At 67.7% G+C, this 19,119-nt stretch carries 17 protein-coding genes; 14 read left to right on the top strand and 3 right to left on the bottom strand.

Annotation, left to right across the window (positions count from 1 at the left end; translation table 11 throughout):
• The first annotated feature begins 48 nt into the window (after positions 1-48).
• The 6 genes from ACFQ2S_RS13770 (at position 49) to ACFQ2S_RS13745 (ending at position 5,888) form a co-directional block, all read left to right on the top strand.
• Positions 49-1,884, top strand: a complete 1,836-nt coding sequence (locus tag ACFQ2S_RS13770; protein ID WP_386075273.1) for an ABC-F family ATP-binding cassette domain-containing protein — start codon at positions 49-51, stop codon at positions 1,882-1,884.
• Positions 1,885-2,014: 130 nt separating this feature from the next.
• Entirely contained in the window at positions 2,015-2,371 is a 357-nt protein-coding gene (locus ACFQ2S_RS13765) for a hypothetical protein (RefSeq protein ID WP_386075271.1), read from the top strand.
• 248 nt (positions 2,372-2,619) lie between these two features.
• Entirely contained in the window at positions 2,620-3,201 is a 582-nt protein-coding gene (locus tag ACFQ2S_RS13760) for an outer membrane protein (RefSeq protein WP_386075269.1), read from the top strand.
• A 152-nt stretch (positions 3,202-3,353) separates the two neighbouring features.
• Positions 3,354-3,761, top strand: a complete 408-nt coding sequence (locus ACFQ2S_RS13755) for a hypothetical protein (protein WP_386075267.1) — start codon at positions 3,354-3,356, stop codon at positions 3,759-3,761.
• Positions 3,762-3,834: 73 nt separating this feature from the next.
• Entirely contained in the window at positions 3,835-4,809 is a 975-nt protein-coding gene (locus tag ACFQ2S_RS13750) for a threonine dehydratase (protein WP_386075265.1), read from the top strand.
• A 98-nt stretch (positions 4,810-4,907) separates the two neighbouring features.
• Positions 4,908-5,888 (top strand): zinc-binding metallopeptidase family protein, encoded by a 981-nt coding sequence (locus tag ACFQ2S_RS13745; RefSeq protein WP_386075263.1) that lies wholly within the window; start codon positions 4,908-4,910, stop codon positions 5,886-5,888.
• 9 nt (positions 5,889-5,897) lie between these two features.
• Here the strand turns inward: ACFQ2S_RS13745 and ACFQ2S_RS13740 are convergent, their stop codons facing one another.
• Entirely contained in the window at positions 5,898-6,341 is a 444-nt protein-coding gene (locus tag ACFQ2S_RS13740; protein ID WP_386075262.1) for an MmcQ/YjbR family DNA-binding protein, read from the bottom strand.
• A 31-nt stretch (positions 6,342-6,372) separates the two neighbouring features.
• Here ACFQ2S_RS13740 and ACFQ2S_RS13735 point away from each other — a divergent pair, with 31 nt between their 5' ends.
• From ACFQ2S_RS13735 to ACFQ2S_RS13715, 5 genes are all read left to right on the top strand, one after another.
• The gene (locus ACFQ2S_RS13735; RefSeq protein WP_386075261.1) at positions 6,373-7,041 is read left to right on the top strand and encodes a gamma-glutamylcyclotransferase; all 669 of its coding nucleotides are present in this window, start codon (positions 6,373-6,375) and stop codon (positions 7,039-7,041) included.
• Between the two features lie 186 nt (positions 7,042-7,227).
• Positions 7,228-8,631: a cysteine--tRNA ligase gene (gene cysS / locus ACFQ2S_RS13730; protein WP_386075259.1), complete on the top strand. Its 1,404-nt coding sequence runs from the start codon at positions 7,228-7,230 to the stop codon at positions 8,629-8,631.
• Positions 8,632-8,746: 115 nt separating this feature from the next.
• A complete protein-coding gene (gene cimA / locus ACFQ2S_RS13725; RefSeq protein WP_386075257.1) occupies positions 8,747-10,372 on the top strand; it encodes a citramalate synthase in 1,626 nt (541 codons plus the stop codon).
• Positions 10,373-10,383: 11 nt separating this feature from the next.
• On the top strand, positions 10,384-11,103 hold the full coding sequence (locus tag ACFQ2S_RS13720) for a class I SAM-dependent methyltransferase (protein WP_386075256.1): 720 nt from the start codon (positions 10,384-10,386) through the stop codon (positions 11,101-11,103).
• Entirely contained in the window at positions 11,100-11,870 is a 771-nt protein-coding gene (locus ACFQ2S_RS13715) for a squalene/phytoene synthase family protein (RefSeq protein ID WP_386075255.1), read from the top strand. Before ACFQ2S_RS13720 ends, ACFQ2S_RS13715 begins: the two co-directional genes overlap by 4 nt.
• Before the next feature lie 82 nt (positions 11,871-11,952).
• Here the strand turns inward: ACFQ2S_RS13715 and ACFQ2S_RS13710 are convergent, their stop codons facing one another.
• The gene (locus ACFQ2S_RS13710; protein WP_386075253.1) at positions 11,953-13,170 is read right to left on the bottom strand and encodes an MFS transporter; all 1,218 of its coding nucleotides are present in this window, start codon (positions 13,168-13,170) and stop codon (positions 11,953-11,955) included.
• 175 nt (positions 13,171-13,345) lie between these two features.
• Here ACFQ2S_RS13710 and ACFQ2S_RS13705 point away from each other — a divergent pair, with 175 nt between their 5' ends.
• Entirely contained in the window at positions 13,346-13,981 is a 636-nt protein-coding gene (locus ACFQ2S_RS13705; protein WP_386075251.1) for a DNA-3-methyladenine glycosylase family protein, read from the top strand.
• Between the two features lie 18 nt (positions 13,982-13,999).
• Here ACFQ2S_RS13705 and ACFQ2S_RS13700 read toward each other — a convergent pair whose 3' ends face one another.
• Positions 14,000-16,378 (bottom strand): LamG-like jellyroll fold domain-containing protein, encoded by a 2,379-nt coding sequence (locus ACFQ2S_RS13700; protein WP_386075250.1) that lies wholly within the window; start codon positions 16,376-16,378, stop codon positions 14,000-14,002.
• Between the two features lie 197 nt (positions 16,379-16,575).
• On the opposite strand from ACFQ2S_RS13700, the gene ACFQ2S_RS13695 reads away from it, so the two are divergent.
• Together ACFQ2S_RS13695 and ACFQ2S_RS13690 are read left to right on the top strand one after the other, a co-directional pair.
• Positions 16,576-17,247, top strand: a complete 672-nt coding sequence (locus tag ACFQ2S_RS13695) for an alpha/beta hydrolase (RefSeq protein WP_386075248.1) — start codon at positions 16,576-16,578, stop codon at positions 17,245-17,247.
• A gap of 166 nt (positions 17,248-17,413) precedes the next feature.
• Positions 17,414-18,997, top strand: a complete 1,584-nt coding sequence (locus ACFQ2S_RS13690) for an ABC-F family ATP-binding cassette domain-containing protein (protein ID WP_386075246.1) — start codon at positions 17,414-17,416, stop codon at positions 18,995-18,997.
• The last annotated feature ends 122 nt before the right edge of the window (positions 18,998-19,119 follow it).

Genomic DNA, 19,119 nt, shown 5'->3' with positions numbered 1-19,119 from the left:
TCTCGCGGTGGCTTGACGGGGCATGCGGCGCCGACTACGCCGCCGCACATGGCACGCGCACCCCTTCTCCAATTGTCCGACATCTCGCTGACCTTCGGCGGGGATCCTGTGTTTTCTGACCTCGGGCTGGTGGTCCAGCAGGGGGACCGGGTGGCGCTCGTGGGGCGCAACGGCTCCGGCAAGTCGACCCTCATGAAAGTGATGGCGGGGCTGGTGGAACCCGATTCCGGCAGCCGGATCGTGCCGCCCGGCGTGCACGTGGGCTACATGGAGCAGGACCCGACCATGGCGGGCTTTGCGACCCTCGGCGATTTCGCCACCAGCGGCCTGGCCGAGGGCGAGACCTACCGGGTCGAGATGGCCGGCGAGGGGCTGAAGCTCGATCTTTCCCGGCCGGTCGAGACGGCCTCGGGCGGCGAGCGGCGGCGCGCGGCACTGGCTAAGCTGTTGGCCGAGGCGCCGGAGCTGATGCTGCTCGACGAGCCGACCAACCACCTCGACATCGCCGCGATCCGCTGGCTCGAAGACCAGCTTGCGGAGACCCGCGCGGCCTTCGTTCTGATCTCCCACGACCGGGCCTTCCTCAACCGGCTGACGCGGGCGACGCTCTGGCTCGACCGGGGCGCCGTGCGGCGGCAGGAACACGGCTTCACCAGTTTCGAGGAATGGCGCGACAAGGTCTGGGCCGAGGAGGACGAGGCCCGCCACAAGCTCGACCGCAAGATCAAGGCCGAGGCGAAATGGGCCGTCGAGGGCATCTCCGCTCGCCGTACCCGCAACCAGGGCCGCGTGCGCGCGCTGCAGGCGCTGCGGGCCGAACGGTCGGCGCAGATCCGGCGGCAGGGCACCGCCGATCTCGCAATCGAGACGGGGCGCGCTTCGGGAAAGCTGGTGGTGGAGGCGAAAGAGATCACCAAGGCCTTCGGCGACAACGTGATCCTAAAACCGTTCTCGCTGCGCATCCAGCGCGGAGAGCGGGTGGCGCTGGTCGGGCCCAACGGGGCCGGCAAGACGACGCTGCTCAAGATGCTGATCGGGCAGGAGACGCCGGACTCGGGCACGCTCACGCTCGGCACAAATCTCGACATCGCGGTCTTCGACCAGACCCGCGCCCAGCTCGATCCCAACGCCACGCTCTGGGAGAGCCTGACCGGGGACAAGGCGCTGCGGGTGCAGGGCCGCGGCGGCGACCAGGTCATGGTGCGCGGCAACCCGCGGCACGTGGTGAGCTATCTCAAGGACTTCCTGTTCAACGAGCAGCAGGCGCGGGCGCCGGTCAGTTCGCTTTCGGGGGGCGAGAAGGCGCGGCTATTGCTGGCCCGCATCCTCGCGCAGCCCGCGAACCTGCTGGTGCTCGACGAACCGACCAACGACCTCGACATCGAGACGCTGGACCTGCTGCAGGAACTGCTCTCGGATTATGATGGGACGGTGCTGCTGGTCAGCCACGACCGGGACTTCCTCGACCGGATCGCCACCACCACGATCGCCATGGAGGGCGACGGGCGAGCGGTGATCTATGCCGGCGGATGGAGCGACTACCGCGCTCAGCGGGGCGAGGCGGCCGAGACCCCGGGCGAGGGCGCCGTCCGCACGGCCACGGTCAAACCTGCCGCGCAGCCCGCTCCAGAGCCTGCGCCGGCGCAGGCGTCGACGCCGAGTCTGACCTTCACGGAGAAGCACCGCCTGGAGGTTCTGCCGTCCGAGATCGAGCGTCTGGAAGCGGAGATCGGCAAGCTGGAACAGTTCCTGGCAGATCCCGCGCTCTTCACCGCAGAGCCCGTAAAGTTCCGCAAGGCGAGCGAGGCGCTCGTGGAGCGGCAGCAGGCGCTGTCGGCGGCCGAGGAGGAATGGCTTCTGCTCGAGGAAAAGGCGGCCGGCTAGGGCCGCCACGGCCCGCCACAGGACGCCGTATTCCGGATTGGTGTAAATCCGCCGATGCCCCCTTGTTTGTCGGCCTGTCTCCGATGTTCCGTGTTAGGCTGAGTCCGAGGATCTGGAGGGAGGTGGCCGGATGACCGGCAAGAAAGGCATGACGCGGGAGCGGATGCGCTCCGGTGACGCGACGGAGCAACCGGTGGCGGGAGCCTGCGAGAGCGGGCTCGATTACGCAAACTGGCTGGGCAACGCCTGGGTCTATTGCCTGAGCGAGATGGGAACGGAAGTGTCCCATTTCATCGCCGACCGCATCCGGGAGGATGTGCGCACACAGCACGCGATCCTGCACTGCAAGGATCCCTCCGGAATCCAGGAGATCCAAAAGGCCTTCATCGACAAGGCGATCTCCGATTACATCGCCGAGACAGGCCGCCTCGTCGAGATTGGCAAGCAGTTCCATCACCAGGATACGCCGGAGCGCGCCGAGCAGTAAGCCCGCCTGTCCGATCCGCGAAACAAGGTCTCTCACAGAGTGTTGAGGGGAGTAACCCTGCCGTTGGCGATGCTCCGCCCGTTTCCGTAGGGTCATGGGCGGCGGATGGCCAAGGCATTGTTTGCTCATGGGGAAATCGGCGGGCTGACCCCTTTTGCAACTGCAGCATCGCCCCTAGGTCGGCTGTGGCCCCCGAGAGCGGGGGAAGAACCAACAACTGAGCAGACGACCTGTACAAGGAAAGAACCATGAACACCTTTGCGAAACGCGCTCTGGGCGCGACCGTTGTCCTGTCGCTGGCAGCTCCGGCCTTTGCCGGCTCCCTCGCAGAGCCTGTCATCGAGCCAGCCCCGGCTCCCGCGCCGGTGGTCGTGACGACCCCGTCGAATGACTGGACGGGTGGCTATGCCGGTCTTCAGCTCGGCTATGGCGAGCTGACCGACAACCTCGAGGGTGACGATGTCATCGGCGGCGTGCGCGCCGGGTACGACTGGGATCTCGGCAACTGGGTCGTGGGTCTCGGTGCGGAAGCGAACTTCGGCAACATCGAAACCGACGCGGGCGACCTCGATTCGCTGTCTACCCTGCGTGTGCGCGGCGGCTATGACTTCGGCCGCACGATGCTCTACGGCGTGACCGGTGCCAGCTATGCCGCGAGCGAAGACCTGAACGACGCCTGGGGCTATTTCGGCGGCATCGGCGTTGAAACCATGGTGACCGACGCGGTGAGCCTGACCGGCGAGATCGCTGCGCATCGCTTCGACGATTATCAGGACTTCGGCCGTGTGGACGCGACCACCGCGACGATCGGCGTCAACTACCGGTTCTGACCGGATTCGGTCGGGCGCTGCGATCCATTTTGCGGCACCCGCCAACCTTCCGGGCCGCCCCTGCCCGTGCAGGGGCTGGTCTGGAGCCTTCACTCCGCTATCCTTGCCCTTGAGCGCGCATCGGCGCTCGGACAGGTCCGGAGTGGCATCTCTTGACGACATCATTGGTCAGAAGCGCCCTCTGCGCCGCGTTGGTGGGGGTGTTCCTCGCGGGCTGCACGCCGGTCGATCCTGCACTGGAGCCGTCCCTGGCCATCGAGTTCGAGGGCAACAGCCGGGGCAATGCTGCCGGTGGGGGGGCGGGGCTCTCGCAGTCGCGCGCAATGCCCGGGGCCAATCCAGCGTGGAACTCGGCCCAGCGGGTCCCCAACACCAACCCGCGCATCGTCACCAATAACGTCTACGGACCGGGCCAGAGCTCGGATGCCTACGGCCAGGTGGTCCATCACAATCCGGGTCTGATCATCGAGCAGACCGCCGTGGGATCGGGGGATTACCGAGACCAATACGGCCGGCCCGTCACCTGTTACGGCAGCGGCATGGGCACCTACTGCCGCTGATACGCCCGGCCGCGCTTGTCTCCCGAAACCTGCCGTGGTTGGCTCCCACGAGGCATCGCGACAGGAGCGCCCTATGATCCGCCTTTCCGCAGCTGAGCTGGAGGTCGCCGCCACGCTGGTCCATTCACAGGTCCCGCCGACCCCGCTGCACCACTGGCCGTTGCTCTCCGGGGCCGTGGGCGCGGAGCTGTGGGTGAAGCACGAGAACCACGCGCCGACCGGCGCCTTCAAGGTGCGCGGCGGAGTGACTTTCATCGACTGGCTGCGCCGTACGGACCCGCACGCCGCCGGCATCTGCACCGCGACGCGCGGCAATCACGGCCAGAGCCAGGCCCGCGCCGCCCGCGCCGCCGGGCTGCGGGCGCTGATCTACGTGCCGGAGGGCAATTCGCAGGAAAAGAACGCGGCGATGCGGGCATTTGGCGGCGAGCTGGTGGTGCATGGCTCCGATTTCGACGCGGCGCGGGAGGAGGCGTTTCGCGTGGCCGGGGCCGAGGGGCTGACGATCGTGCCGCCGTTCCACCGGGAACTGGTGCGCGGCGTTGCGACCTACGGCTGGGAGATGTTCCGCGCCGCGCCCGACCTGGACACCGTCTACGTGCCGATCGGCTGTGGCTCTGGCATCTGCGGCACGATCCTCGCACGCGATGCGCTCGGGCTGTCGACCCGCGTCGTGGGCGTGGTCTCGGAGCGCGCGGCCTGCGCGCAGCTTTCGGTAGCGGCCGGGGCGCTGGTCGAGACCGACACCGCCCGCACCTTTGCCGACGGGATGGCCGTGCGGGTGCCCGTGCAGGAGGCCTTCGACATCTATGCCGCCGGTGCAGACCGGATCGTCACCGTCAGCGAGGACGAGATCGCGGAAGCCATCCGGCTGCTGTTCCGCGCCACGCACAACGTGGCCGAAGGGGCGGGGGCCGCGGCGCTCGCGGCGCTGATGCAGGAGCGCGAGGCGATGGCGGGCCGCAAGGTCGGGATCGTTCTCTCCGGCGGCAACGTGGACATGCCGCTCTTTCGTCAGATCCTCGGCGGAACCACCCCGGCAGTCTGAGCGTTCTCTGCTGCATTCCCGTTGCCGCGCGCCGCGGTCTCGGGCATCAGAATGGGTGTGCCGTGCCCGGTGAGGGCCGGTCAAACGGAGTGAACGAGATGCAGCTCTACACATGCCCGGCCTGCGGCGCCCGGCTTTATTTCCGCAATTCCGTGTGCGGGGCCTGCGGCACGGCGGTCAGCTATGACGATAAGCAGGACGCCTTCGTGACCGGTGCCGTGCCCTGCGCGAATGTCGACCGGATCGGGTGCAACTGGGTGGGCGACCCCGGGGCCGATGGGCTCTGCCGGTCCTGCCAGATGACCGACGTCGTGCCCGACCTATCGATCGAGCCGAACCAGGAGCTCTGGGCGGAGGGCGAAGTGGCCAAGCGGTGGGCGCTGGCCAACCTGGCCCGCTGGGGCTGGTTCGGGGCCGAAGACACGGGCCAGCTGCCGGCCTTCCACTTCAAGGCGGAACGCACCCGCAAGGGCCGCGAGCACGTGACGATGGGCCATGCCGACGGCGTCATCACCCTCAACGTGGCCGAGGCGGATGATGCGATCCGGGTCCACAACCGGGAAATGCTCGACGAGGATTACCGGACGATGCTTGGCCACCTGCGCCATGAACTCGCGCATTTCCTGTTCGAACGGCTGGCCGACGACCTGGCCTTTCCCGAGGCTTTCCGCGCGCTTTTCGGTGACGAGCGGGCCGATTACGGCGAGGCGCTCGAGCGCCACTATGCGGACGGCCCGCGCGCCGGTTGGCAGGAGAGTTTCATCACCCCCTATGCCAGTGCCCATCCGCACGAGGACTGGGCCGAGACGGTGGCCCATCTCACCCACCTGACCGACATCGTGGATACCGCGGCCGCGGTGCAGGTCGCGTGGCCGACCGCCGCGTCCGTGCCGGCCGATCCCTATGCCACGACCGATGCCGAGGCCCTGATCGTCTCGGCGGTCGATCTCGGGATGGCCCTCAACCAGGTGAACCGGGCGATGGGGCTCGCGGACCTATATCCTTTCGTGCTGACCGACACCGTGCGGGACAAGCTGGAATTCGCCCACGGCTGGCTCAACCGCCGGGCACGAAGCTAGGGCAGTGGATCAGGCTGGGTCGAGCCCGGCCTGCACCTTCTTCGGCAGGCTGGCGCGGACGATGTCGTAGGAGATGCGAATGCGGTGCGCGGCTTCCGCCGCATCCACCGCGTCGAACGGCACCAGCACCCAGGAGCGGTGGAAATACGGCGCCTTCTCGAAACGCCCGGTCTCCCGCAGCATCTCGGCGGTGGGCACGTCGGCGCATTTGACCGACACTCCGCGCCCCTCGGCACCGAGCGCGGCAAAGATCTTGCCGCCGACCTTCCAGATGTCGTGCCCAGGTCCGAAGGGCTCGGATACCTCTGCGCCCGGCAGGCCGGCGCAGAGGGCGTTGATCGCGTCGCGGTCCATGCCGCGAGTGTGCCGCTCGCCGGACGTTGCCGCAAGCGGGGCGTTCGACGCCTGTTCGCCGGTGATCTGGCTTTTCGGCCGCGCGGCGCTATCGTTCACGATCCATGCTTTCATCCGAACGGGACATATCATGACCGCACGGCTGCGCCTGACCCGAGAGCTGGTGGAGCGACTTCCGTCGCGGGTGGACGAGCGCGGGCCCGTCCGGGTGCCCGACCCGCCGCCCGAGTATTACCCCGAGACCGCCGCCCGCCTGATCGATGAGGTGCCGCCGGGCGAGGGGCTCTGGGTCTTTGCCGCAGGCTCGCTAATCTGGAACCCGCGTTTCGAGGAGATCGAGCGCCGGGCCGCGATGGTGCACGGCTGGCGGCGCGCCTTCTGCTACCACGACGCGCGGATGCGGGGCAGCCCCAAGACGCCGGGGAGGATGCTGAGCCTCGACCGCGGCGGGGCCTGTGGCGGCTTCGTGATCCGAATGGCGCCGGACGGGTTGCAGGACCGCCTCGTCGCACTCCTGAAGACAGAGCCACCGGTGCCGCCGGAATGGGTCCGGGCCGAAAGCGAGGACGGGGCGGTGCGGGCCATCGCCTTCACCGCCAGCCCGGATTTCCCGCTCTACGATCCGGAGCCGCCGCTGGAGGAACTGGCCGACACCCTGGCCGCCGCGGTCGGCCACCTGGGATCGATGGCGGAGTACATCCTCAACACGGTGCTCCATCTTGACCAGGCGGGGATCCACGATCCGCATCTGTGGCAGGTCCAGGATCTCGTGGCCGAGCGGCTGGAGCGGCTCGGCTGAGGCCCGGCGCGAAAAGGCTTGGCGCGGGCGGGGCTTGGCGGTAAGAAAGCCGCCATGAACCGTTGCAGCATCATCATCTGCATCTGCATTATCCGCTGACATCGTCAGGCGGGCCGGTTCCTTCATTCCCTTTCCAGAGCGAAGTTGCCAGACCCGCCGGCGCCGCCCGGAACGAGAGGAATAGCCATGGCCGAGATCAGGCTCTGGAACACCCGAACCCGCAGCAAGGAGCTGCTGGTTCCGATCGACCCCGAGAACGTGCGGATGTATGTCTGCGGGCCGACGGTCTATGACCGCGCGCACATGGGCAATGCGCGGCCCGTGATCGTCTTCGACGTGCTCTACCGGCTGCTTCGCCACGTCTACGGGCCGGATCACGTGACCTACGTGCGCAACTTCACCGACGTGGACGACAAGATCATCCGCCGCGCCGAGGAGAGCGGGCGGCCGATCGACGCGATCACCGAGGAAACCATTCGCTGGTATCACGAGGACATGGGCGCGCTCGGCGTGCTGGTGCCGAACAAGGAGCCCCGCGCCACCGCCTATATCGGCGAGATGGTGGCGATGATCGAGGACTTGATCGCTAAGGGCTTTGCCTATGCGGCCGAGGGGCATGTGCTGTTCGCCGTCGACAAATACGATGAATACGGTGCGCTTTCCGGCCGGTCGGTCGACGACATGATCGCCGGCGCCCGGGTCGAGGTCGCGCCCTACAAGCGCAACCCGATGGATTTCGTGCTCTGGAAGCCCTCGGACATGGACCAGCCGGGATGGGAAAGCCCCTGGGGCCGTGGCCGTCCGGGCTGGCACATCGAATGCTCGGCGATGAGCCACGCGCTGCTCGGCGAGAATTTCGACATCCACGGCGGCGGCAACGACCTGATGTTCCCGCACCACGAGAACGAGATCGCCCAGAGCCGCTGCGCCCACCCGGGCAGCGACTTCGCGAAGGTCTGGATGCACAACGAGATGCTGCAGGTCGAGGGCAAGAAGATGTCCAAGAGCCTGGGCAATTTCTTCACCGTGCACGACGTGCTGGAACAGGGCATCCCCGGCGAGGTGATCCGCTTCGTCTATCTCTCGACGCATTACCGCAAGCCGATGGACTGGACGGCGGAAAAGGCGCGGGAGGCAAAGAAGACGCTTTCCAAGTGGAGAGCGCAGACGAGGGGCGTGATGCCGGGCGACGTGCATCCGATGGTTCTCACGCATCTCGCGAATGATCTAAACACTGCCGGGGCGATCAATGAGCTGCACGGGCTCTCGGCCGCGTCGGATGTCACAACGCTGCTCGCGTCTGCCAATCTCTTGGGGCTTCTGACCGAGGATCTTGGTGGCTGGGAAGATGTAGGCCCAGCGGATGGAACTGACCTCTCAAAGCTTGATGACGTCAGGAGCTGGCTTATCGCGGCACGAGAGAAAGCGTTCGAGACCAAGAACTTCTCGGAGGTCGACAGGCTCAAGGCCGCTTTGGCTGGTGCGGGCGTGGAGGTCAGGATGTCCAAAGCCGATGTCGAACTGGTTCCGACGGACGAGCTGGATAGCAATCTGCTCTGGTCGATTGAACGCAACCGAGGTGCCGAATGAGACCTCTATCGTTCTCCGAGACAGAATTCTCAGCGACCGTACCCGGCGGCCCGGTATTCGCACGGGCGGCCATCGTGGAATGGGTATTTGAACACCAAGAAGAAGGGGCCACCGCATGAGTAAGGAGCGGCTCTACCTGTTCGACACCACGCTGCGCGATGGCCAGCAGACGCAGGGCGTGCAGTTCAGCCTCGAGGAGAAGCACGAGATCGCGGCAATGCTGGACGGGCTCGGGATCGACTATATCGAGGGGGGCTGGCCGGGGGCGAACCCGACCGACAGCGAGTTCTTCGATGCGCCGCCGCAACTCGGGCACGCGACTTTCCTGGCCTTCGGCATGACCAAGCGGGCCGGGCGCTCGGCGGCCAATGACGAGGTGCTGGCCGGGGTCGTCAACGCGGGCACGCCGGCGGTCTGTCTTGTCGGCAAGAGCCACGATTTCCACGTCACCACCGCGCTCGGCGTGAGCCTGGAGGAGAACCTCGCGGCGATTGCCGACAGCGTCTCGCACCTTGTCTCGCTCGGACGCGAGGCAATCTATGACGCGGAGCATTTCTTCGACGGCTACAAGGCCAACCCGGATTATGCGCTGGCCTGCCTTCAGGCGGCGCTGGAGGCCGGCGCCCGCTGGGTCGTGCTCTGCGACACCAACGGCGGCACCTTGCCCGCAGAGATCGGCGAGATCACCCGCGCGGTGATCGCGGCCGGGGTGCCGGGCGACCGGCTGGGCATCCACACCCACAACGACACCGGCAACGCGGTGGCGGGCACGCTGGCGGCGATCGACGCGGGCGCGCGGCAGATCCAGGGCACGCTGAACGGGCTGGGCGAGCGCTGCGGCAACGCCAACCTGATATCGCTGATTCCGACACTGCTGCTCAAGGAACCCTATGCCAGCCGCTACGAAACCGCGGTGACGCCGGAGGGGCTTGCGAGCCTCACCCGCGCCAGCCGGATGATGGACGATATCCTCAACCGGGTGCCGTTCCGCGGCGCGCCCTATGTCGGGGCCTCGGCCTTCGCCCACAAGGCTGGGCTGCATGCCTCGGCGATGCTCAAGGATCCCTCGACCTACGAACATGTCGACCCGTCGCTCGTCGGCAACGAGCGCGTCATCCCGATGTCGAACCAGGCGGGACAGTCGAACCTGCGCAGGCGCCTCGAAGAGGCGGGGCTGGTGGTGGAGCCGGGCGATCCGACGCTCGGGCGGATCCTGGATCTGGTCAAGGCGCGCGAGGCGGCCGGCTATTCCTACGACACGGCGCAGGCCAGTTTCGAGCTGCTGGCGCGGCGCGAACTGGGCCAGTTGCCGCGCTTCTTCACGATCGACCGCTACCGGGTGGTGGTGGAGCGCCGCAAGAACCGCTTCGGCGAGACGATCTCGCTGTCGGAGGCAGTGGTGGTGCTGTTCATCGGTGGCGAAAAGCGGCTCTCGGTCTCGGAATCGCTCGACGAGACCGGCTCGGACCGTGGCCCGGTCAACGCGCTTTCCCGGGCGCTCGCCAAGGACCTCGGGCCGCTCCAGCCCTTTGTCGAGGACATGAAGCTGGTGGACTTCAAGGTGCGGATCACCAACGGTGGCACAGAGGCCGTGACCCGTGTCATCATCGACAGCGAGGACAGCTCCGGGAAGCACTGGTCAACGGTCGGGGTCTCGGCGAACATCGTCGATGCCTCCTTCGAGGCGCTGCTCGAGGCGATCCAGTGGAAACTGCTGCGGGACGGCGCGCCCGCGTCCTGAGGAGCCGCAGGTTGGACAAGGAAGCCTTTTTCACCTTGCACCGGGAGCTGCCCCGCGAAGGGCCGGGCTGTCCGGAGGACGTGCTCTGGGCGATCGGCGTTGCCGGCACCCATGGCGAGGCCCGGATCTGCGATGCCGGCTGCGGGCCGGGCGCCGATACCGAGGCGCTGGCCGAATACCTGCCGGAGGCCTGGATCGACGCGGTCGATCTGCACGGTCCTTTCGCCGATGCCACGTCCGCCCGCTGCGCCCGGTTCGGGCCGCGGGTTAAGGCCTGGCAGGGCTCGATGGCCGATCTTGCGGGGCCGTACGACCTGATCTGGTGCGCCGGGGCGCTCTATTTCCTGGGCGTCACCGAAGGGCTGGAGGCGTTCCGGCCGATGCTGACGCGTGCCGGCCGGGTGGCGTTCTCGGAGCCCGTGTTGCTCGGCGGCGCGGAGCCGCGTGCAGTACAGGAGTTCTGGGCCGAGTACCCGGCCATCACCGACGTGGCCGGGATCGCCGCCCGGATCGCGACTGCGGGCTATCGGCTGCTCGATACCCGGCTGGTGATCGGCGCGCCGTGGGAGGCCTACTACGCCCCGATGGAGCACCGCATCGCCGCGCTCCGCGCCGAGGGCGTCTCCGACGCGGTCGAGGCGGTCCTGCGTGAAGGCGAGACCGAGATCGCGCAATGGCGCGCTGCGCCGGATCGCATCGCCTACCTGCTCTGCGTGGTGGAACCGGAATGAGCCTGGACGCATGCGCCGCGATCGTCGCGCGGGGCGACCCGGACCGGTTCCTGGCCACGATGGCGGCACCGGTGGTAGCGCGCGAGGTGCTCTTGCCGCTCTATGCCTTCAACGTGGAGGTCGCCCGTCTGCCCTGGGTCTCGCCCGAGCCGATGATCTGCGAGATGCGCCTGCAATGGTGGCGCGATCTGCTGACCCAGATTGCCGGAGGTGCCGTGCCCGACACCCACGAGATCGCCTCCCCGCTGGCCGGGGTCATTGGGCAGAACGGCGTGGCGGTGGAGGTGCTCGACCGGCTGGTCGCTGCGCGACAGTGGGACATCTACCGTGATCCCTTCGAGGACGATGGGGCGCTTCACGCCTATATCGATGCGACGGCTGCCGGGCTGACCTGGGCTGCCGCGAACGCACTCGGCGCGCCGGATGGCAGCGAGTCAGCGATCCGCGACGCGGGATGGGCTGCGGGCCTCGCGAGCTACCTGCGCGCCGTCCCGGAACTGGAGGCGCACGGCCGCCGCCCGCTCGTGGACGGACGGCCCGCAGCCGTCGCCGCCCTTGCGCAGGCCGGGCTGGACCGCCTCGCGCGTGCTCGCAAGGCCACGATCCCGGCCAAGGCGATTCCTGCGCTCAGGGCGGGCTGGCGGGCGAAAGCGACGCTGGAAAGAGCGGCGAAGGAACCCGCGCGGGTCGCGGACGGTGCGCTCCACGAAAGCGAGTTCGTCCGCCGTGGCGGCCTCTTTCTCCGGTCGCTCCGCGGCACGTGGTAGCGTGACAGGATCCGCTTTTTTTGTCCTGAAACATCCCCGTCGGAGGCACGATCTTTCGTAATAAAAATCGTTCCCCCCGCTGTCAGTCTTCAGGCCGCAGGGCGAGCCAGATCAGCGCGCCTCCGGCCAGAGCGAGGAACGGTGCCATCGCCAGGTTGACCGACATCCAGCCCTGCTGCGCATCGCCACCCGTGCAGTTCATCAACCCGCCCGAGACCAGCGACGCAAGGGCGACGCAGCCGAAAACCAGCGTGTCGTTCATCCCCTGAACCCGTCCGCGCTCTTCCGGGGCATGGGCCTGCGAGAGCATCGTGGTCGCGCCGATGAAGCCGAAGTTCCAGCCGAGCCCGAGCAGGATGAGCGCGAGGAAGAATTGCTCGAGTTCGACCCCGCTCAGGGCGACCACCCCACCGCCGGCCAGGATTAGCAGGCCGGCCGAGATCACGGTTCGCACGCCGAAGCGCGAGATGAGATGCCCGGTGAAGAACGACGGAATGAACATCGCCAGGACATGCGCGGTAACAACGTACCCGGCTGTCTCGGTCTCGAAGCCGCAGCCGACGACGGCGAGCGGCGTCGACGTCATCACCAGGTTCATCAGCGCATAGGTGGTCATGCCGCAGATCATCGCAACCAGCACCGTCGGGTCGCGCAGCAGCTCGAGCCGACTGCGACCGCGGGGAGCGCCGGCCTCGGGACGCGGCGGCTTCGGAATGTCGAGCAGGAAGAACAGCGACATGCCGACGATGTTGATGGCGATCGCGCCAAGATAGGTGCCTAGAAACGGCACGACATAGGCGTCTGCCAGGCTCGTCCCCAGCGTCGGCCCGATCATCGCCGAGACCAGCCCTCCGGCCATGACGTAGGAAATCGCCTTGGGGCGGAAGTCGTCGGAGGCCGTGTCGGCGGCTGCGAACCGGTAGAAGCCCTGGGCGGAGACGTAGATCCCGGTGAGGTAAGACCCCAGCAGGAACAGTGGGAAGCTGCTCACCCAGAGTCCGCGGGCCGAGACCGCGGCCCCGAGGATTCCGCCGAAGACGCCGATGAAGAACCCGGCGCGTCGCCCCAGCATCTGCATCGCGGAAGACAGCCAGGGCGCGGTGGTCATCGAGCCGATGACGATCATCGAAACCGGCAGGGTCGCGAGGCAGACATTGGGCGCCAGCATGCTCCCGGCCAGCCCGGCGATGGTGTAGATCATCGGCAGTTGCGAGCCGAGGATGGCCTGGGCTGCGACGAGGATCCACACGTTGCGGCGGGCGCGGGAATCGGACTGGATGGATTGGGCGGCGTCGGTCATGGATCGCCATTGCCCGCGTTTTCGGCAAAGAGCAAGGGGCGGGCTCCTGGCTTTGCGCAGGTTTCGGGTTGGCGTCGGATGACCTGCCCCTTAAGTGCCCGGTTCCGGTGTCTTCCTGCGGCCGGCATAGCGATATGGCTGGCAAAACAGAATCTTGCCGTGGAAAGGTGAAGCGATGTCTCGGGTCGGGCGGATCATTCAAACCCCGGAGTGCGTGGCCGAAGGGGCCGACTGGCTGGCCCGGACGGAGCCACGTTTTGCCGCGGCCCTGATCCGGACCGGCCCGCTCCCGCTGCGACGGCGCAAGGACGGTTACGAGGCGCTGCTGGCGGTGATCGTCAGCCAGCAGGTCTCGGTGGCCTCGGCGGACGCGATCTGGGGGCGGCTCAAGGCGGCGCGGCTTACCGGTCCGCGCAAGGTGGGCTGGGCGTCCGAGGAAGAGCTCCGCGCCTGCGGCCTCAGTCGCCCGAAGATCCGCTATGCCAAGGCGCTGGCCGAGGCGCGTATCGACTACGCCGCGCTGCGGGATTCGCCGGCGGAAGAGGTGATCGCAACGCTCGTGGAGGTGCCGGGGATCGGCCGCTGGACGGCCGAGATCTATGCCATGTTCTCCCTCGGACGGGCGGATGTCTTTGCGCCGGGCGACTTGGCCCTGCAGGAGGCCGCGCGGATGATCTTTGAATTGGAAGCCCGCCCGACCGAAAAGGCGCTGCGGCAGATGGCCGAGGACTGGAGTCCGTGGCGGGGCGTCGCGGCGCGGCTGCTCTGGGCCTATTTCCGCGTCGCCAAGAGCCGCGAGGGCATCCGCTAGGATGCCGCCGCGGCCGCTTCAGCCCGCGGGCACCAGCATGAAGAGCTCGCTTTCGTCGCCGAGGTAGGCACGCAGCCCGAGCTTGCCCTCCGCCACCGAGAGCATGTTGCCGCTGTCACGGTTGCGCAGCCTTACGCCGTCGGGGCTGGTGATCAGGTGGAACTGCTGCACGCGGGTGACATTGCCGTCGATGGGGGCGGCCAGTGCCGGGGGCGCGTCGCTGTGACGGTCGAGCGAGGTGACAACGCGGTCCGGGGTGGCGAGGGTCAGGTGGCCTTCCTTCCAGGTCAGGCGCCACCGGCTGGGGGCTTGCACCAGCGCAAGCGCCGCGTCGGGCGCGGCCGAGGACAGCCCGACCCAGGCATCGGGAAGGGCCACCGACTGCAGCGTGTAGAGCCCGTCGGGAAAGGGCGTGGCGTCCCAGATCTCCGACCAGAGCGGTCCGCGGTAGGTGCAGGGCAGCTGCTGCGAGGCGATGGTATTGCCGTAGGTCGGGCCGATGAACCGGATCCCGTTCTCGGTGACGGTCGCATTGCCCTGCAGCTCGGCGGTGTTGGCGCGGGAGGTGTCATCGGCGGTCGGTGCGGCCTCATCGAAATCCCACCAGCCGATCACCCCGGCATCCTCGGGGCCGGTGATCTCCAGGTCGGCGGGGTCGATCGCCCGGTCGAAAACGGCGAAGCGGTGGATCGCGCCACGCATGTCGAACCGGTTCCGAATTCCCTGGCCGAGGATGAACGGGCTCGCATTGGCCGTCACGTCGCCATTGCCCTTCGAGGTTCCGACTTTCCGGCCGTCGAGCCAGAGCGTCACGCCCTCCGGGGCAAAGGTTACGATGGCCTCGTGGCGCTCGCCTTCCTGCACCGTCCGTGGTTTGCTGCCGACGCGGCGCTTTCGCCCTTTCACTGAATGGATGACCTGGATTCGGCCATTGCGTTCGATGCTTAGTCGGAAATCGCCATCTGTCTCGTTGTTGCGCGATTTCGCAAGCACGTCGCCCTTCAGCTCCTCGGCGGTGAATTCCACGGCGAAGGTAAAGGTGCGGGCGGCATAGGCGGGAAGGTGCGGGATCACGACGCGGTCTTCGAGCTGGCCGTACTGGATGTCCCGGATCCCGTCGAGCTGTTCGGGGCGCAGCGGCACCGGAAGCGCACCCACGGTCTCGCCGGACGAGAACAGGTAATCGGTGATCCGGGCCACCGACGGCATCCAGATGCCGCCCGAACAGGCCCCCGAGATCGAACCGCGGGTGTGGATCGGGTTGTGCGGATAGAGCTCCCAGTTCGTCATGTCGTCGCGTCGCGAGCGCAGCAGGCCGGCGGCTTCAGGATAGTCGAACTGCGGCGTGTCCGGCCCGTCGAAGCCGTTGCCGCCGGTGTAGATCAGGTAGACCCAGTCCGGGTCCTGCGGGTCCTCGAAAAACACCAGCCCGATGATATGGCCCTGGTCGAACCAGTCGTCGCCGGCCGTCGGCTCATAGATCTTGATCGGCGCGCCCCAGGCTACGCCATCCTTGCTGAACCGCACCGAGATGATGTTGTCCTCGCCGGTGTTGTCGGCCATCACCCAGTCGCCCGGAGCCCGCTCCAGGATCGCCGATTGCCCGAACCGGCCGGGGCGTCCGTTCTCGTCGGTATAGTGGCCGCCGTAGGTCCAGGTGTTGCCGCCGTCGTCCGAATAGACGTAATGCCGGAAAGCCTTGAGATTGTAGGTCAGCGACAGGCGCGCGCCGCGGGGCAGGGGCTTGCCGTTCAGCGGATACTCGATCTGCAGAGGCGCATCCGTGCCGACATTGCGCAACGTGTAATCCTGGTTGCGTACGAGCTTCTCGCCGCGCCCCTTCTTTCGCCCCTTGCCGGCGTCGCCGGCCTTGCCGCGGCGGAGCAGGGACAGGCTCACGCTCTGGGCGAACCCGACTGGGTAGGGTGCGTCGAAGACCGTCGTGGCGCCATCGCCCTCGAAGATCACGTCCGAAGGCCCGTTCCGCTCCTTGAACTTGTAGGACAGGATGATCCGTCCGGTCGACATGCAGACCGGCACGTGCCCGGACATGAAGCCATCTACATGGTTGAAGCGCGCTGGCATCTGGTCGGGCTGGAACAGCGGAACATCGGGGCTGCGCACGGTCCAGCCGGTGGCCTTCCAGCCCTCGAAATCGACGATCGGCGCATCGAAGATGTTGAGGCCCTGATCGTATTCCTTGCCGTCGATTCCCCCGCGCAGGAAGAGCATCATCGACTCGCTTTTGAGAATGCATTTCGAGGTGCTCGGCAGCAGCTTGGAATTCAGCCGCGAGCCGGACATCCAGCTATTGTCGAGCGCGACATTGCCGGTCTTGACCGAGGCGTGCGGGACATGCGGGATCTCGGTGACAGGGACGAGACGGATCAGGGTCATGGCTTTGGTGCTCGAAACTGGAAAGGTTCCCGACACGCTCACCGATCGGAGACGGAATCGTCAACTCCGGAGTCGCCCTCGCACCGCACAACCGCGCGATGTTCGCGGGGCGGGGACGAGGGGCGCGGGCTGGCAAAGGCCGTCGCGAACGGGTAGGACCGGGCGAGGGCAGGTAAATTCAGCAGGGACGCGCAAGAATGGCACGAGAACTGAAATCCGGGCGCAAGGGCGCCGCCAGGGGCACGGCGAAACAGTTGGTGATCTTCGTCCACGGCTATGGCGCCGACGGCAACGACCTGCTCGGCCTGGCCGATCCGCTGATGCCCCATCTGCCCGACACCGCCTTCTACGCGCCCGACGCGCCAGAGCGCTGCGTGGGCAATCCCTTCGGCTACCAATGGTTCCCGATCCCCTGGCTCGACGGCTCGTCGGAAGAGGCGGCCAAGACCTCCATGGCAACGTCGGTGGAGGACCTGAACGCCTTTATCGACAAGGTGCTGGCCGACGAGGGGCTGACGCCGGATCGCCTGGTCCTGCTCGGCTTCAGCCAGGGCACGATGATGAGCCTGCACGTGGCGCCGCGCCGCGATGCCCCGATCGCCGCGCTGGTCGGTTTCTCCGGCCGGCTGCTGGAGCCGGAGCGGCTGCAGGCCGAGACGAAGGTCCGGATGCCGGTGCTCTTGCTGCATGGCGACCAGGACGACATGGTGCCGTTCCCTTCGCTGAAAGAGGCCGCCGACGCGCTGGTTGCCGCCGAGTTCGAGACCTATGCCTTCGTGATGAAGGGCATGGGCCACGGCATCGCGCCGGACGGGCTGGGCCAGGCGGTGGGCTTCATTCGCAACAAGCTGGGGCTGGACGCGGACTGACCCGCGACCTTGACAGGCCGGGGCCGGCGATGGGATAGAGCCGCCGTCGGAAATGCCTGCCGCAGGGGTAGGCAGACCGAGCCGCAGGCGCACACGGAGGACAGAGCAATGGACAGCAAGGCAGCGACCGCAATCGCCCGTCCCGTTCTCCCGATCCGCGTTGCCCATGGCCCTTCTGACCTTCGATTCCCTCCCCCTTTCCCGTCCTGATTCCACACCCCTTGTCACCGGGCTCACCTGCAGCCTGACCTCCGGCCTGATTGGCCTGGTGGGCGCGAACGGGTCCGGCAAGTCCACGCTCCTGCGTGTCGTGGCCGGAGATGTGCCCGCCCGCGCCGGGCATTTGATCCGCGCCGGCACGACAGCACGTCTGCGCCAGAGTTTCGCCCCCGAAGAGAGCATCGCGTGCTTGTTCGGCAAGGCAGGGGCGCTGGACCGGCTCGACCGTGCCGCCGCCGGGCGGGGGACGGCGGAGGATCTGGCCGAGGCCGACTGGACGCTCGAATCCCGGCTCGAGACGGCCCTGGCCCGCGTCGGGCTCGGCGCGGTCGACTCGCGCGTGGCGCTTGGGCGACTCAGCGGCGGCCAGCAACGGCGCGCGGCCCTGGCGGCGCTGTTCTTCGAATGCCCGGAAATTGTGCTGCTCGACGAGCCCACCAACGATCTCGACGCGGAGGGGCGGCAGATTGTCCGCACCCTTCTGGACGAGCATCGCGGGCGGGGGCTGGCGCTGGTGGCCAGCCACGACCGGGCGCTGCTCGACGGGATGGACAGGATCCTCGCGCTGGAGGCCGGATCGGCGCAGCTTCACACCGGCGGCTGGTCCACCTACGAGGCGGCCCGGACTGCCGCGCGCGCCCGCGCCGAGGCGCGGCTGGAGCGGGCCGACAGGGCGGTCTCGGCGGTCGAGTCGGCGATCGGAGAAAGCGCTCGCAAGAGCGCGGGCCGGGCGCGGCAGGGACGCGCGCTCCGGACCTCCGGCAGCCATGGCAAGATGCTGACCGACGCCATGCGCGACCGCGCCGAAAGCCGTGGTGCCGGCGCCGCGCGGCTCGCCGAACGCAAGCGGAGCGAGGCGCGCGTGGAACTAGAGGAGGCGCGCGCCGCCCTGCCGCCAACTATGCCGCGCCGGCTCGATGCCGCGCCGGATGCGCGCCGCCACGGGACGGTGCTGGATCTGCGCGACGTGAGCTTCAGATTCGGTGAGCAAGCACCTGTTGTGAAAAACTTTTCCATGGATGTGCGGGCGGGCGAAAGGGTTGCGCTGGTGGGGCCAAACGGCTCCGGAAAGTCCACGCTCCTCCGCCTGTGCGCGGGGCTTCTGGAGGCCGACGCGGGCGCGATCTCGCGCGGGAGCCTCGCCTTTCTGGACCAGCAGACAGCCTTGCTCGGGGAGGCCGGCACCCTCGCCGACGCCTTCGCTCGCCACCACCCCGGGCTCGGTCGGAACACCATCCATGCGGCACTCGCGCGGATGGGATTTCGCGGCGCGGCTGGGAACGCGGAGGTTGCCGGTCTGAGCGGTGGCGAGCGGATGCAGGCCGCCCTCGCGCTGGTGCTTGCGGGGGCCTCTCCGCCCGATCTGTTGGTGCTCGACGAGCCGACCAACCACTTGGACATCCCCGCGCTCGAAGCCGTGGAGGCCGGATTGTCCGGCCATGCCGGCGCGATGCTGGTGGTCAGCCACGACGCCGCCTTCCTCGACCGGCTGGCGCCGATCCGGCGGGTGACGCTCCCCGGCTGTGGATAATTGTCACATCGATGTCACCGAGCCGCGATACCCAATGGCCAAATCCACCGTATCACGAGGGTTGTCAGGCGGAAAACGCCACATATAGTTGTCTTCAGCTGGGGCGGGGTGTCCCGCCCTGA

Source organism: Tropicimonas aquimaris, assembly GCF_042676185.1.
GTDB classification, from domain to species: Bacteria; Pseudomonadota; Alphaproteobacteria; order Rhodobacterales; family Rhodobacteraceae; genus Tropicimonas; species Tropicimonas aquimaris.
Note: the sequence above shows the minus strand (reverse complement) of the source record. Positions and strands in the feature narration are given on the sequence as shown.